The sequence below is a fragment of the Hymenobacter psychrophilus genome (assembly GCF_900107135.1).
Taxonomy (GTDB): Bacteria; Bacteroidota; Bacteroidia; order Cytophagales; family Hymenobacteraceae; genus Hymenobacter; species Hymenobacter psychrophilus.
Genome location: NZ_FNOV01000001.1, coordinates 441385 through 456721, shown reverse-complemented (window position 1 = coordinate 456721; position 15337 = coordinate 441385). Strand labels below are relative to the sequence as shown.

General features: G+C 62.3%; 13 protein-coding genes. 6 read left to right on the top strand and 7 right to left on the bottom strand.

Features of this window, described 5'->3' with window-relative positions; all coding sequences use genetic code 11:
* Positions 1 to 15 precede the first annotated feature (15 nt).
* The 5 genes from BLW21_RS01860 to BLW21_RS01840 all read right to left on the bottom strand — a co-directional run bounded on the left by BLW21_RS01860 (position 16) and on the right by BLW21_RS01840 (position 4785).
* Entirely contained in the window at positions 16 to 1401 is a 1386-nt protein-coding gene (locus tag BLW21_RS01860; RefSeq protein ID WP_092737292.1) for a tetratricopeptide repeat protein, read from the bottom strand.
* Positions 1402 to 1578: 177 nt separating this feature from the next.
* Positions 1579 to 2331, bottom strand: a complete 753-nt coding sequence (locus BLW21_RS01855) for a zinc ribbon domain-containing protein (RefSeq protein WP_092737290.1) — start codon at positions 2329 to 2331, stop codon at positions 1579 to 1581.
* Positions 2321 to 3421 carry a Nif3-like dinuclear metal center hexameric protein gene (locus tag BLW21_RS01850; RefSeq protein WP_245711779.1) on the bottom strand — a complete coding sequence of 367 codons (1101 nt, stop codon included), beginning with the start codon at positions 3419 to 3421 and terminating at the stop codon, positions 2321 to 2323. Before BLW21_RS01850 ends, BLW21_RS01855 begins: the two co-directional genes overlap by 11 nt.
* A gap of 125 nt (positions 3422 to 3546) precedes the next feature.
* Positions 3547 to 4227, bottom strand: a complete 681-nt coding sequence (locus tag BLW21_RS01845; RefSeq protein WP_092737285.1) for a uracil-DNA glycosylase family protein — start codon at positions 4225 to 4227, stop codon at positions 3547 to 3549.
* Positions 4228 to 4374: 147 nt separating this feature from the next.
* Positions 4375 to 4785: a hypothetical protein gene (locus tag BLW21_RS01840; RefSeq protein ID WP_092737283.1), complete on the bottom strand. Its 411-nt coding sequence runs from the start codon at positions 4783 to 4785 to the stop codon at positions 4375 to 4377.
* Positions 4786 to 4930: 145 nt separating this feature from the next.
* On the opposite strand from BLW21_RS01840, the gene lpxK reads away from it, so the two are divergent.
* The 4 genes from lpxK (at position 4931) to BLW21_RS01820 (ending at position 9362) form a co-directional block, all read left to right on the top strand.
* Entirely contained in the window at positions 4931 to 6007 is a 1077-nt protein-coding gene (lpxK, locus tag BLW21_RS01835) for a tetraacyldisaccharide 4'-kinase (protein WP_092737281.1), read from the top strand.
* Positions 6008 to 6014: 7 nt separating this feature from the next.
* On the top strand, positions 6015 to 7994 hold the full coding sequence (locus tag BLW21_RS01830; protein ID WP_175470816.1) for a putative porin: 1980 nt from the start codon (positions 6015 to 6017) through the stop codon (positions 7992 to 7994).
* 126 nt (positions 7995 to 8120) lie between these two features.
* Positions 8121 to 8717: a MiaE family protein gene (gene miaE, locus BLW21_RS01825; protein ID WP_092737277.1), complete on the top strand. Its 597-nt coding sequence runs from the start codon at positions 8121 to 8123 to the stop codon at positions 8715 to 8717.
* 177 nt (positions 8718 to 8894) lie between these two features.
* Positions 8895 to 9362, top strand: coding sequence for a hypothetical protein (locus BLW21_RS01820; RefSeq protein ID WP_092737275.1), 468 nt, complete (start codon positions 8895 to 8897; stop codon positions 9360 to 9362).
* 163 nt (positions 9363 to 9525) lie between these two features.
* On the opposite strand, the gene BLW21_RS01815 is transcribed toward BLW21_RS01820, so the two are convergent.
* Complete coding sequence (locus tag BLW21_RS01815; protein ID WP_092737272.1) at positions 9526 to 10803, bottom strand: asparagine synthetase B; 1278 nt, start codon at positions 10801 to 10803, stop codon at positions 9526 to 9528.
* Between the two features lie 238 nt (positions 10804 to 11041).
* Here BLW21_RS01815 and BLW21_RS01810 point away from each other — a divergent pair, with 238 nt between their 5' ends.
* Positions 11042 to 12280 carry an ABC transporter permease gene (locus tag BLW21_RS01810; RefSeq protein ID WP_092737270.1) on the top strand — a complete coding sequence of 413 codons (1239 nt, stop codon included), beginning with the start codon at positions 11042 to 11044 and terminating at the stop codon, positions 12278 to 12280.
* Between the two features lie 121 nt (positions 12281 to 12401).
* Complete coding sequence (locus BLW21_RS01805) at positions 12402 to 13055, top strand: hypothetical protein (RefSeq protein WP_139255048.1); 654 nt, start codon at positions 12402 to 12404, stop codon at positions 13053 to 13055.
* Positions 13056 to 13368: 313 nt separating this feature from the next.
* Here BLW21_RS01805 and mtaB read toward each other — a convergent pair whose 3' ends face one another.
* On the bottom strand, positions 13369 to 14715 hold the full coding sequence (mtaB, locus tag BLW21_RS01800) for a tRNA (N(6)-L-threonylcarbamoyladenosine(37)-C(2))-methylthiotransferase MtaB (RefSeq protein ID WP_092737266.1): 1347 nt from the start codon (positions 14713 to 14715) through the stop codon (positions 13369 to 13371).
* Between the last annotated feature and the right edge of the window lie 622 nt (positions 14716 to 15337).

Genomic DNA, 15337 nt, shown 5'->3' with positions numbered 1-15337 from the left:
ACCTAGGGCATCAGGCTATTTCAACTCCGCCAAGGCCAGCTTGGCCTTGGTGTCGGTACTGTTCTTGTATTCGTGGCGGGAGTAGCTCAGCGCCTTCTGGAAGTACGCTTTAGCTGTATTCCGCTGGCCCTCCAGTTGATACAGGTAGCCCAGCTGCAGCGCCGACTGGGGCGCGTAGTAGTAGGGTGCCGAACCGGCGCGGGCAATAGTTTGGGCGTAAAGTACGCGGGCCGAATCGGGTTGGCCGAGCAGGTGCAGGGCGCGGGCGCGGCGGTAAAGGTGCTCCAGTTGGTCGCGCAGGGGCGTAGCGGCGCTAGCGCGGAATGTGGTCAGCGTGGCCAGGGCGGGACGGTAGTAGCCGCCGTCAATCTGCAGACGGGCGCGGGTGAGGGTGGCATCGAGCGGCTGCGGGTCATCGAAGAAGCGCTGGGCGTAGGTATCCTCCTCCAGCACCGTGCGGCCCGCGGGGCCAATGCGGGCACGGTAGCGGCCGGCGGCCGGCGCATCGCCCCCCAGCCAGCAGGCCAGGTACAGCTTGAAGTAGGCGTCCTTCAGGTAGTGGCGGCCCCGGTACTGCCGCAGAAACAGCTCGTTGGCGCGGCGGCTGGCGGGGTATTGGCCTTGGTAGAGCAGCAGGTCGGCGGCCAGGTGGTGCAGGTAGGGTAGCGGCAGGTAGTCCGGGCCGGTAGGGCGGGCGCGGTAGGCGGCCAGCGCCTCGTCGGTGCGATGCTGCTTTTTGCGCTGGCTGATGAGCAGAAACACCAGCAGTTGGTTTTCGGGCTGCTCGCGGTGCAGGCGCTCGACTAAGGCCAGGGCCGCAGCGGGCTTCTTGTAATAGGTTTCTTCGAGCAGGGCTAGTACCAGCCGGGCTTCAAGCTGGAAGTCGTTGGGCTGGCTGGCGGCCCGTCGCAGGTTGGTCAGGCCCGCATCTATGGAGCCCGGCAGGCCCAGCAGCCGCAGAAACCAGCGGTAGCCCTCGGGCAGCGAGCCGATAAAAAACTGCAGCATCCCGAGTGTTTTGCGGGCCGGTAGGTAGTTGGGGTAGCGCTCCACCACCCGCTGCATGGCCCCATAGCTGCGGCGCAGGCTCCAGGCCCCCTGCACCTCGTGATTGAACACCACCTGGGCGGCAGCCTGGTGCAGCCGGATTTCGGCCGCCGCGTACTCGGCCAGCGGGCCGGCTTGGCCATCGAGGGCAGCGAGGCGCGCATCCTGGGCCGCCACGGTGCTCTCGAAGCGGGCAGCGTCCTGGCTGACGAGCAGCTCGGTGATGCCCAGGCAGTCCTGCACCAACAGCGTGCCGGCATCGGTTCCCGCGCCCAGCAAAGCGCAGGCGGCGGCCGGGCGCATGTTCAGCACCTCGGCGTAGGCGCGGGCCTGGTGCTCGGTGAGTTCTGACACTGTTTCCCGCAGGGGCGCACAGAGGGCAGCGTAGAGATTCGCCGAGCAGAGTACTACCAGCCAGCACGCTCTTAGCGTACCTCTGCGAAATTCTCTGCGCTTCTCTGCGGGAAATGCCATAGCACAAAAAAGAACGGCCCCGGATAGAGGCCGTTCTTTAAACTTAGCAAAGAAAAACTATTCGCCCCGGGCTTCCACGTCGGCGAAAATACGGCCGCAGTGCTCGCACACGATGATTTTCTTGTGCGAGATGATGTCGGCCTGGCGCTGGGGGGGCACCGTGTTGAAGCAGCCGCCGCAGGCGTCGCGCTTTACTTCTACCACGGCCAAACCGTTGCGCACGTTGCCGCGGATGCGGGTATAGGCAGTCAGCAGGCGGTCCTCGATGGGCTTCACAGCCTTGGCGCGCTGGTCCATGAGCTTCTTCTCGTCGGCCTCGCTCTCGCCCACGATGGTTTCCAGCTCACCTTTCTTGTTGTCGAGGTCCTTCTTGCGCTCGATCAGGCGCTGCTTGGTGCCGCTGATGTCGTTGTTCTTCTGCTCGATCTGGTACTGCGCCTCCTTGATTTTCTTCTCGGCAATCTGGATTTCCAGCTTCTGCAGCTCGATTTCCTTGGCAACGGCCTCGTATTCGCGGTTGTTGCGCACGTTCTGCTGCTGCTCCTCGTAACGCTTGATCAGGCCGTCGGCATCTTTGATGGCCTGCTTGCGCTGCTTGATCTGGTCGTTGAGGCCGGAAATTTCCTCGTCGAATTTGCTGACGCGCACTTCGTAACCGGCAATTTCATCTTCCAGGTCCTGCACTTCCTCGGGCAAGTCGCCGCGTACGCGCCGAATTTCGTCCAGTTGCGAGTCAATTTGCTGCAGGTGTAGCAGCGCTTCCAGTTTGCTGGCAACGGTAACTTCCGCGGCGGCTGGGTTAGAAATCATATCGGACGGGGTTGGTGAGGGTCTGTGCGATTAAGACCGCAAAAGTACTTCCAAAGTTCGCGGCAAGCAAATCCTGGAATATTTCGCCCGTAAACTGCTCGCTCTCGAAGTGGCCGACATCGCACAGCATCAACCGGCCCTCGGCCCCAAAGTATTCGTGGTATTTGAGGTCGCCGGTCACGTAGGCATCGGCCCCGGCGGCGCGGGCCTTGCCGATGAGAAACGCGCCCGCGCCGCCGCAAAGGGCCACCTTTTTAATGGGTCGCTCGAAGTCGGTGTGCTTTACCACCGGCACGTCGAGCGCCGTGCGCAGCCGCTGCCGAAACTCGGCCGGACTCAGCGCCTCGGGCAACTCACCCACGAAGCCGGAACCCACATCCTGGTGGCTATTTTCCAGCTTTACCAGCTCGTAGGCCACTTCCTCGTAGGGATGGGCCGACCGTAGCGCGGCCAGTACGGGCCGTTGCAGGTGCAGCGGCAGCAGCACTTCCACGCGTTGCTCGGGGCCAGTGTGGGGCTGGCCGGGCTGCCCCAGGAAAGGGGTGCTGCCCGCGCCAGGCGTGAACGTGAACGTGCCCTCGGAGCGGAAGCTGCACCCCGAGTACTGCCCCACCTGTCCCGCGCCGGCCGCATACAGGGCCGTCAGCACGGTTGCGGTGTGGGTAGCGGGTACGTAGGTTATCAGCTTGCCCAGCAGGCCGGGTTTAGGATCGAGAATACGGCCGTTTTCGAGCCCCAGCTTGTCGGCCAGCTTGCGGTTTACGCCGTGGGCCACGTTGTCGAGGTTGGTGTGGGCGGCGTACAGGGCCACGTCGTGTTTGATGGCCATAAGTAGCGTCTGCTCTACTTCGTTGGCTCCGGTCAGGCGCTTGAGGGGCTTGAAAATGAGCGGATGATGGGCCACCACCACGTTGCAGCCGCGCCGGATGGCCTCCTCCACCACGGCCGGGGTGCAATCAAGGGCTATGAGTACGCCCCGGATTTCCATCTGCGGGTCGCCGCATTGCAGGCCGGCGTTGTCGTAGCTTTCCTGGTAAGCCAGCGGCGCGGCGGCTTCGAGCACGCGCATGAGGTCGAGTAGTTGGGGCATTTTTTTGAATTAGGAATGATGCGTGGATGTGGTGCCACGCTTTTTTGGCGTACTACCACTATCGGGGTAACAACGCCGGACGGGGTACCACACCCGCTTGGCACTCCGTCTGGCTCACGCCAAACCTACGCCAAACCAGCGGCCTGGGCCAGCACTTCCACGTAGTGGGCCACGTTTTCGGCCAGGTGGCGGCGCTGGTACTGCATCAGGTAGCGCGGGTGGTCCAGTACGTAAAGCTGCTCAAATAGGCCCAGCTCGTCGTTGAAGCGCTGAAAGAACTTAGCGTTGCGCCGGCCCAGGCACACGGCTGCCGACTGCCTCAGGCCCACTTCCGCGACTAGCTGCTGCAGGTTGGCGCGCATGTCGGGCCAGAGGGATTCGGTTATAGCCGGCGAGTCGTAGTAGTTGTAGTTGCGGCCATCTTTGAGCAGTACCAGCGGGTAGAGCGAGCCTACATAAAACTGTTGGTAAAACGCTGCCGGCCCGCCCCAGGCCTCCACCACGGCCTGCATAAACTCGCTCGACGGCTCGCGGCGCGCCGGTAACTTGTGGGCAATGCCCCAGGCCGTGAGGGCCAGCCCATCGGTGAAGGCCACGCCGGTGCGGCCGTTACCCAGCCGGCCGGGATTAATGCCCAGCAGCGCCACCCTTGGCCTGTTGCCGGCATAGTAGCGCCGGGCAAACTCGGTGAACAGCTCCCGCGGCCCCTGCTCGTGGTAGGGGCTGTACGCCGTCACCGCGTCGGGCAGGGGTGGGGGCAGTGGGAAATCAAGCAGAAAGTGGGCTAAGCGGTCGGCAAAGGGCATGGGCAGGCATGCTGGGAAGTGATATGAAACGAAAAGGGAAGCATGTAATACGAATCTGAACCGAGGAGGATAGGTGGGTTGCGGTTTCGTAAATGCCAATTGGGAGAGACCGGTTGGCGTCTTCTGCGGGCTACCGACGGCAACCAGCTACCCGAGGATAACCCGGACGATGGCCACGTCGTCGGTGGCCGTCAATTCGAGGGCGTTTTCCAGGCAGCGCACCTTTATGGCCAGCATTTCGGGGCGCTCGGCTACTTTCCTGTCAAGCAGAAGCAGCGCCGGTATGTCGGGCAGGTTGGGGGTGGGGGCGGCAGGCTCGAAACTGTCAATTCCGTCGGTGGCCAGGCTCAGGTCGTAGCAGTTGGGGGCGCTCAGGCGCTGAGTTTGCCGGTCGTACCACTCGGCAAAGGGCCGGGCGAGGTGGTAGGCTCGGGATGGTAAGCTCCGCGCTTCAGGAGCTGATAAAGTTGCATATACCCAGTGGGCCGGGCCGCCCGGGCTACTGCCGTAGCCAAGGAGAAAACAGGGAGTAGCGGCCCCGATCGGGCAAAGGTGCAAACTGCAGCGGAACTTCGCCGGAAAGTTTCTCGAAAGCCGAACCGCTTATACCCGTCAACCCGGCCCAACCCGCTACTTTTGCGGCGGCCGGGATGCCCCGCGCCATTGCCGGCCGGCCCCGTGGCCCGGCCTAGCCTTTTGCCACTTGACTTTCGCCCTACAACTACTCCTGCGCCCGTTCAGCTGGCTCTATGCCGCCGTGCTGGCGGTGCGCAACTGGCTCTACGACCGGGGCTGGAAGCCGACCACGGCCTTCGTGCAGGTGCCCGTGCTGAGCGTGGGCAACCTGCGGGTGGGGGGCACCGGCAAAACGCCCCACGTAGCCTGGCTGGTGGCCTGGCTGCAAGCCCGCGGGCAGCAGCCGGCCCTGCTGAGCCGGGGCTACGGCCGCCGCACCCGCGGCTACCGGCTCACCACGGCCCTCGACTCGGCGGCTACCGTCGGCGATGAGCCCTGGCAGCAGTTCGGGCAGTTCGGCGGCACGGTGGCGGTGGCGGTGAGCGAAAACCGGGTGGCCGGTATCGGGCAGCTGCTGGCTGAAGTGCCGGCCCCAACGGCGGTGGTGCTCGACGATGCGTACCAGCACCGCCGGGTGCGGCCGGCCGTTAACATCCTGCTGACGGAGCAGCAACGGCCGTTTTATGCCGATTTTGTGCTGCCCGCCGGTCGCCTGCGTGAAAGCCGGGCCGGAGCCGCCCGCGCCGATGCCGTCATCATCACCAAGTGCGCCCCCGACCTGAGCGCGGCGACCCGCGCCACCATCACGGCGCAGGTGCGCCGCTATGCCCGGCCCGAGGTGCCGGTGCTGTTTTCGGCTTACGACTACGGCCCAGCAGTGCCCGTGCCCGGTACGGCGGCCGGCCGGATAGCCGCGCCGGAGGGTGGGAGCGAGGTGCTGCTGCTGACCGGCATTGCCCAGCCGGCCCCGCTGCTGGCGCACCTGGCAGCGGCCGGCTACCGGGTGGCCCACCACGCCTGCTTCGCCGACCACCACGCCTTCACGCCCGCCGAAATAGTAGCCCTGGCCGCGCAATGCCAGCCGGGCCAGGGCGTTCTGACTACCCAAAAGGACGCGGCCCGGCTGCAGGAGCCCGCGCTGGCGGCAAGTGTGGCCGATTTGCCCGTATTTTACATCCCGATAACCGTCCGGTTCCTGGCCGATGGGGAGGCCCGGCTGGCTTCCCTGCTCGACCCCTACTTTCCGCTTCCCGCCGTTGGCTGATTTTCCGTTGCTTCTTCTCCGTAACTCCTCGTTGCGCCTGCTGCTGCTGGCCGGCCTGCTGGGGCTGGGCCTGCTGCGCCCCTGGGCCGGCCACGCCCAGATTCTCGACGACTCGACCCGCAACCGCTACGGGGCCCGCACCACCTTTATTCTCAAGGAGCGCGACCTGCTGCAAGGCGATACCGTGGGCCGCATGATCGATACGACCCTCACGCGCCTGCCCCAGCAGCGCTACTGGACCCACGACACCACGTTTCAGCAGACGCTGGGCTACTTTGGCTCGGCTTCGCGGCCGCTGCTCTGGGAGGCCAGTCGGCAGCTGGGCGGCCGCCTGGGCCGCACCGTGTTCGACCAATACGCCCGCGGGCCCGAGGACGTGAATTACTATGATACCCGCTCGCCCTACACGTTTTTTCGCTTCTTCCAGGGCAACCCCTACGAGCAGGTGTTCGAGCTGGGCTACGCCCGCAGCCTTAAGAAGCGCTTCAACGTGGGCTTCAACTTTGAACGGTTCGGAGCCAACAAGGCCATTGCCGTCGACAACACCAAAACCGGCCAGGTCGAGCATACCAACTTCATGTTTTTTGCCCGCTACCAGTCGCTCAATAACCGCTACCACGCCATGGGCCACTTTGCCACGGCCCGGCACACATTGGCCGAGCAAGGGGGCATCCGGCCCCAGCCCTACCAGCTCGATACGCTGGCCGATGGTACGGTGTATCCCGACTTAACCCTGCTCTTCGGCTACCAGCGCGAGGAAGTGAACCTGACCAACGCCAAAAACCGCGACTCCCGCGACCGGGCGCGGCTGCTGCACAGCTACCAGCTGCTGGGCCGCGGCCTCACGGCCTACCACCTCTTCGACTGGAGCCGGCAGCTGAACCGGTACACCGACGAATTGCCGGTGCTGGCCACCGGCGTGCCCAACCCTTTTTACCCGGTTATCCGGCTGAGCACGGCCGCCACCGACGACCGGGCCGAGTTCCGGCAGCTCGAAAACACGGTAGGCGTAATGGGGCAGAGCCAGCTGGTAAACTACCGCCTGTACGGCCGCTACCGCACGTACTCGCTCGAAACGCGCGCGGCCTACGGGGCGCCGGCCGTGGTAAGCGAGGCGCTTGCCCGGCGCGACAGTGCCCAGCTGTTTCTGGGGGGCACGGCGACGTTTGCGTACCGGAAGTTCGCCATCGAAACGGCCGGCGAGTTCAAGCCGTCGGTGAAAAACCCGGCCAAAACCGAGTTCTGGCTTAGTGGCCGGGCGCGGCTCGACTGGCTTAGCGGCGAGCTGCTGCTGACCAGCGCCGCCCCCACGCTCACCGAGCAGCAGGTGGAGGGCAACCACTTTGCCTGGAACAACAGCTTCGACAATGTGCAGGTGCAGCAGCTGCGGGTGCGGGCCGCCCGGCAGCTGGGCCGCCATTTCGTGGAGGCCGCAGGCACGGTGGCTAACATCAAAAACTATATCTATTACTCGGTCGACCCGGATTCCCAAACTGACCAAGTGCACCTGGCGGGCCCCACGCAGCAGTCCGACGCGTTTTTGATAAGCTCCTTTATGGGCCACTACCGGGGCAGCGTCGGGAAGCTGTTCTTCGAAACCCAGGCAACTGTTACGGGCGGCGCCGGCACCGACAACCCGGCCCTGCGGATTCCGGCCGTGGTGGGCGATGCGCGCCTGTACTACCAGGGCTACCTGTTTAAAAACGCGCTGTTTGGGCAGGTGGGCGTGCAGGGCTATTACCAGTCGCGCTGGCAGGCTTACGACTACAGCCCCAGCACCCAGCAGTTCTTCGTGCAGAACCACTTCACCATCCGCAGCGTGCCGGTGGCCGACGTGTTCATAAATGCCGACATTAAAACGGTGGGCGTGTTTCTGAAGCTGGCCTACGTCAATCAGCTACCCGAAAGCGGCTACTTTGCTGCGCCTTACTACGCCGCGCTGCCCCGCCGCCTGCAGTTCGGCCTGCGCTGGCAGTTCTTCAATTAGGGGCTTAGGCATCGGCCGGAACCCGGGGCTTGCATGAGCTGCCCGCCCATGCCGGCGGCAGGTTGGGTAAGCCTTCGGCCCCCCAAAGGCCCTGCCCGCGTTCTTAAGCCCCCGTATTAACTATCCATGAAAGAGAAAACCATCCTCAAGCTCAAGCTCAACACCGATCCACGGTGGGTAGATATTGCCAGCAAGAACCTCGAAGATATTCTGGTCGACCACGCCTACTGCGAGCAGAAGGCGGCCAGCACCGGCATCTCCCTCATCCTCAAATACCCCGAGAAAACCCGGCTGGTAGAGGAGCTGACGGCCCTGGTGGCCGAGGAGTGGGAGCATTTTGGGCGGGTGATGCAGGAGTTGCGCCAGCGCGGCTTTGCCCTGGGCCGCCCGCGCCGCGACGAGTACGTGGTGGCCCTGCTGGCCCACGTGCGCAAGGGCGGCCCCCGCGAGCGGCAGCTCATGGACCAGCTGCTGGTATCGGCCCTGATTGAGGCCCGCAGCTGCGAACGGTTCAAGCTGCTCTGGAAACACATTCCCGACCCCGGCCTGAGCCAGTTCTACTACGAGCTGATGGCTTCCGAAGCCGGCCATTTCGTGAGCTACGTGGAGCTGGCCAAGGAGTATGCCGACCCGCAGGAGGTGGACGTGCGCTTTCAGGAGCTGCTGCGCATCGAGGGCGACATCATCACCAGCCTGCCCGTCCGCGACGACCGCATGCACTGAGCCAGCTGTTAGTGGCTGGTTGCTAGTTGTTAGTGCGTTTAATGAACGATGCTGCCAATTGGCAACTGATCTGTCGGGCCGGAAGTACGGTTGAGCTAAAAAACTTGCCTGCTGCACTGGCACTTCGTAGCTTAGGCCCTGACTACTTCGCCAGTCCTGCTTGTCCGACATCTACCCATGAAGAATCTACTGTTCTTTGCGCTGCTACTGGCGCTGCCCTTCACTGGCCGGGCGCAGGCTCCGGCCGGCCCCCAGCTCAACTTCTGCGGCCTTAGTCTGCCCGTGGAAAGCGGCTATACCGCCGTTTCGAGCAGCGAGGTAACCGGCCCAGCCTACCAGCTGGCCTGGATGTACCTCGACTATAACGTGATGCGAACCTACCCGCCCGAGCACGTGCGGCTGGCGAAGAAGAAGCGCAAGAACGTTGAGGTAATGCCTTTCACCTGCACCCTGCTCGGTGGCCCGCCGGCCCAGGGCACGCGCCTGGCCTACGCAACCGAAGAGGGGGGCATGGCCTACCAGTACATTGTGTGCGCCGTAGCCAAGGGCCAGCCCGTGCTAATCGACCTGACGATGCCCCTCGACCCCGAAAAGACCACCGACCTGCCCAGCCTGGTTCAGCAGATTATGCGCCTGGAAAAGTAGGCCCCCGCTGCTGCCGAAACCCGCAGAACCAGCCCCTGAGCCAAGGTTCCGACAACCAACTAAGGCAAGGGGGCCCGGACTGATGTCCGGGCCCCCTTGCCTTAGTTGGTTGTTTCCCGTACCGCCACTAACCACTAACCACTAACCACTAACCACTAACCACTCACGTCTTCTGCTTTTTCTTTTTGGCCGCCGGGAACAGGATGTTGTTGAGGATGAGGCGGTAGCCGGGTGAATTGGGGTGCAGGCTAAGGTCGGTAGGCTCTTCCTCTACCAGGTGCTGGTAGTCTTCGGGGTCGTGGCCGCCATAGAAGGTCCAGGTGCCTTTGCCCAGCGTGCCGTGCATGTAGCGTACTTCGCCCGAAGCCTTGTTTTCGCCCATTACTACCACATCGGGCTTCACCAAACTCTGGCGGAAAGCCGTGGTCTGGCCCATGAAGCCTTTGATGGTGCGCTCGTGGTTCTGGGTGAGCATGGTGGGCACGGGGTCGTATTTTGCCGAGAAGTTGAACAGGGCGAAGTAGTCGTTGTCCTCGTACACGCCCCGTTCGCGCGGGTCCATATCAATGTTGGAGTACTCGTACTCAAAGGGATTGGTGCGCAGCTGGAAGTTCTGGAAGGCCAGCGTGCGGTTGAAGTTGAGTTTGCTCTGGGCCTGCGGATCGGCCGGGTCGCCGTCGTACATGCTCTCCACCATATCCAGGCCCAGGCCGGCCAGGGCAATATCGTACGAGTCGGTGGCCGAGCACATGGCGAACATAAAGCCCCCGCCGGCAATGAACTCCTGCATTTTTACGGTTACTGCGCCCTTCATCTGGCTGACTTTGGCAAAGCCGTTGCGCCTGGCCGCGGCCTCCGAGTCGCGCTGCTGCTGCTGGTACCAGGGGCGGCTGCGGTAGGAGGCGTAGAACTTGCCGTACTGGCCCGTGAAGTCCTCGTGGTGCAGGTGCAGCCAGTCGTACTTGGGCAGGTCGCCGCGTAGCACCTCGTCGTCGTAGATGGCCGTAAAGGGGATTTCGGCGTAGGTGAGCACCAGCGTCACGGCATCGTCCCAGGGCATTTTGCCCTTGGGCGTGTACACCGCAATCTTGGGCACCTTCTCCAGCTTCATCACGTCCATGTTGGCGTTGGGGTCGGCTATTTCGGAAAGGATGCCGGTGTACTGGGCCTCCGAAATCACCTGGTAGCTTACGCCCCGCACGGCCAGCTCGTTTTCGGCGCCCGGCACCACGTCGCAGGCGAAGGCTCCGCCGCGGTAGTTGAGCAGCCAGTCGACCTCTACCTGCCGGCCCAGCAGCCAGTAAGCCGCCCCGTAGGCCTTCAGGTGCTCTTTCTGGGTCTTATCCATCGGGATGAGGATATGGTTGGCCCGGGCCGCCAGCGGCCCGGCCAGGCCGGCGGCCAGCACCAGCAATAAACTCAGCAGACGAAGATTTTTCATAGGGAAAGAGCTAGGGGTACGGCCCACCGAAAGGTAGCAAATCGGGGCGGAGTTTCGGGCCAAACGCGCTACCTTGCACAGGCTGCTGCTGGCAGCCGGCCGGCGGAATGAGCCCCGGAAAACGGTTTTCAAAAGGCTAACAGCCCGCCTGCGTAGTCAATCAGTACGCTGCGGCCCAGGTTCTATCATTCAGAACGGAGGCTAGCAGCCAACAGCTATACGCTAACAGCTCCAAACCATGCATCTGCTGGAAAACATCAAAGAGGCGTTTCGTTCCATTCGTAGCAATCTGCTGCGCACCATTCTCACGGCGCTTATCGTGAGCATCGGCATTATGTCGCTGGTGGGCATCCTAACGGCCATCGATGCCATCAAGGCCTCGCTCAACTCCACTTTCGCCAGCCTGGGCGCCAACTCCTTTGAAATCAAGGCCAAAGGTTACAACAACCGGGGCCGGCGGGGCGGGGTGCAGGCCAAAACCTACCCGGCCATCGACTACCTGCAGGCCCGCCAGTACAAGGAGCAGCTGGGCGAGGAGGCCAAGGTGGGCATTTCGGCCTTTGTGGCCGGGGCCACCGAGGTGAAGGCCAATGGCGAGAAAACCAACCCCAATATGCAGGTAGTGGCCGGCGACGAAAACTACCTGCTCATCCAGAGCTACGGCCTGAAGGCGGGCCGGGGCTTCTCGCCGGCCGAGCTCGACAATGGGGCCAACGTGGTGATTGTCGGCTCCGAAATCACGGATAAGCTGTTTCCCAAGCAGAGCCCGGTGAACCAGTACGTGTACATGCTGGGCCGGCGGTTTCAGGTGGTGGGCGAGCTGGAGAAAAGCGGCAGCAGCATGGGCGGCGGCGGGGCCGACCGGCTCATGCTCGTGCCGCTGGAAACCGGCAACCAGCTGCCCCGGCAGCGGGCGCTCAGCTACGATGTGAAAACGGCCACCACCGATGCCAACCAACTCAACTACCTCACGGGCGAGGCTACCGGCGTGATGCGCGCCGTGCGCCGCGACGAGTTGGGCCAGCCCGACAGTTTCGAGGTGGAGCGCTCCGACTCGCTGGCCGGCAAGCTCGACGCGCTGTCGGGCAACCTGCGCATCGGTGGCTTTCTGGTGGGCTTCATTACGCTGCTCGGGGCCAGCATTGCCCTCATGAACATTATGATGGTATCGGTAACCGAGCGCACCCGCGAAATTGGGGTGCGCAAGGCCATGGGCGCCACGGCCCTGCTTATCCGCCAGCAGTTCCTCATCGAGGCCATCGTGATTTGCGTGATGGGCGGCTCGCTGGGTATTCTGCTGGGCGTAGGCATCGGCAATGCCGTGTCGCTGCTGGTGGGCAGCGGGGGCTTTATTATTCCCTGGCTCTGGATGAGCGTGGGGCTGGCCATTTGCGTAACGGTGGGCCTGGCCTCGGGCTATTACCCGGCCAGCAAAGCCGCCGCCCTCGACCCGATTGAGAGCCTGCGCTTCGAGTAAGAGGGAAGTAATACCCACTCAGGAATCTGGCATAAGCCGGCTGTTTTCTTCGGAAGACAGTCGGCTTATTCATTTGGTAGTATATTGCGGCCGGATTACGGAACTAGTAACTTGTTTGGCCATGGCAGTAGTAACAACGGTAGGGCAGCGGTTTACCCAATTGATAAGCCATCTGGAGCTGTCGAAAAACGCCTTTGCCGTGTCGCTGGACAAGACGGCCACCGTTATTCAGCACCTGGTAGACGAGCGTAATAAACCCGGTTTCGACCTGCTGTGCCGGGTGTTCGAAGTATATCCAAATGTATCGAAAGACTGGCTGATGGAGGGCCGTGGCCCCATGCTGACCGACGCCCCGGAAGCGCCCGCGCAACCTGCCCCGGCAGCAGCAGATGTGGCAGCACCCGTCGCCAGGCCTGCACCTGTTGCCGCCGAATCGGCCGTTGCAGCGGCTCCGGTCGCTACGCCCACCCCAGCGCCAGCTGAAGCGCCCGTGCCTGCCGAAGCGCCGCCTTTGGTGGTCCCGGCGGCGGCTCCTGCCCCGGTTGCCCCAGCCCCCATCGAAGCGCCGGCGGCACCTGCCGTTGCCCCAGCTGCCCCAGTTGCTTTGCCCCCGCCCGCCTCGGCACCCGCTTCCGATGCAAGCTGGCAAACTGCCCTCTACACGCAACAAATGGCCCATCAGCTGGCCATGGCCGAAATGCGCAACCAGCACCTGCAGGACCAGCAGCGCATGATGCAGCAGATGATGGACCTGATGCAGCGGCAGCTGACGTAACCGCCCGCGCTGTCATTGCGAGCATTCCGCGCATCAAGCGGCGACGAAGCAATCCGTCCTTCACGCAGTCCAAAACCTTGACGTAGTTGTCCGGTCGGGGTATCGTCTGCACGCTGTAGCGCGAACTTTGTAGTTCGCGTCCCCGCGCCGTTGCAATGAATTTAACGGCGCGGGGACGCGAACTACAAAGTTCGCGCTACAGCAAACCAGCCGGAAAACTGCGCTAATCAAACACAAAGCCCCTGTCGTGTGTACGGCAGGGGCTTTGTGATGAATAAGGGGGACAAAGCAGATCGGGCTGCTGTACTCGTTGCTAGTGCTGGAACACCTCGATGCCCATTTCCTCGGCTTCCATCAGGTTCTGGGGGGTCACGGCGGTCAGGCGCAGGGGCTTCAGCTCGCCCACCAGCAGCGGGTCGTACTTGGCCGTTACGCGGATGTAGTTGGGCGTGAAGCCTTCCATCTGGCCGTTCGTGACGTCGTCCTCGAACAACACCCGCGTTTCCAGGCCCACGTGCTGCTCGTAGAAGAAGCGCTTCTTCTTTTCCGAGAGGCCGCGCAGCTGGGTGGTGCGCTCGTGGCGGTGGCGGTCCTGCACGCGGCCGGACAGGGTGGGCGCCAGCGTGTTGTCGCGCTCCGAGTAGGGGAACACGTGCAGGTAACTCACGTCGAGCTCGTTCAGAAACTGGTAGGTTTCCAGAAAATCGGCCTCGGTTTCGCCGGGGAAGCCCACAATCACGTCCACGCCGATGCAGGCGTGGGGCATCACCTCCTTGATGAGGGCCACGCGCTCCTGGTACAGCTCGCGGCGGTAGCGGCGGCGCATCAGGCCCAGAATCTTATTCGAGCCCGATTGCAGCGGAATGTGGAAATGGGGCATAAACCGCTTTGACTGGGCCACGAAGCGGATAATTTCGTCGGAAAGCAGGTTGGGCTCGCAGGAGCTGATGCGGAACCGGGCAATGCCCTCCACCTCATCCAAGGCCCGCACGAGGTCGTAGAAATCCTCCGGCCGCTCCCGCGCTGCGCCCTGCACGCCAAAGTCGCCGAGGTTGACGCCGGTGAGTACGATTTCCTTCACGCCGGACGCGGCCAGTTTTTCCACCCGTTCCACCACGCTCTGCACCGAGCCCGAGCGGCTCGCGCCCCGGGCCAGCGGAATGGTGCAGAAGGAGCAGGAGTAGTCGCAGCCGTCCTGCACCTTTAAAAAGGTGCGGGTCCGGTCGCCGTAACTGTGGGCGGCGTGGAACTCGGTGGCGGCGGCAATGGGCGAGGCGAACACCTGGCCCGGCTGGCCGGGCGCGGGCTTGCGGAAGCCGGCCAGCGTTTCCACCAGCTGGAATTTCTCGGCGGCCCCCAGCACGGCGTGCACGCCGGGAATTTCGGCAATTTCCTGGGGCTTGAGCTGGGCGTAGCAGCCCACGATGGCCACGAAGGCCTCGGGGTTGTGCTTGAGGGCCTCCTTCACCACCTTCCGGCACTTGCGGTCGGCGTGGTCGGTGACGGAGCAGGTGTTGATGACGTAAATGTCGGCTGCGTCCTCGAAGGCGGTTTTCACGAAGCCGTGCTCCTCAAACTGCCGCCCGATGGCCGACGTTTCGGAGAAGTTGAGCTTGCAGCCCAGCGTGTAAAAGGCGACTTTCTTGGTTTCCATTTCCATAAGCAAGGCCGCAAAGATACGGCGGAAGCGGCGAGCTTCTGGTAGTGAGCCGGTAGAGTTGGAGGACGGGAGTAGAAATATATACTTTTGATTGGCCTACCTCGTGGGGAAGCTTACAATACCAGTCATTGGATATTCTCGATAAATTAGCCGCTAACAACGGACAGCTAACTGATAAGGAGGTAACTAAATTTGCAAAATCGTATCCGAGCATAAATGGGGCAAAAATTCAAGGTACTACTACCATTGGTAAGCAGTATTCGGAAAGCGAAGAAGGATCTGGTACAAGTGGTACCTATATTGGGAGCCATCAAGCTGTTAGGTATAAACGGCAATAATATTCTCACAATGAGCAATAATGAAATTCTTAAATACTTGACAACCAATAGACTGAAAGTGATAAGTATACTCTGCTTTTTGCTCAGTGCACATTCATCACATTCTCAAATAAATTTGGGTATAAATAAATTTACTAAAGTAGACACATTAATTATCGGTAAAGCTGTTAAGTATAAATTATTTTATAATGAAGCTGTTTAGAAAGTAGGCACTGGTCGATAGAAACGCAAAAGACTCCCACAATACGGGCGAAATTTGGGGTGCGAGCCACCTTGTTTCACCT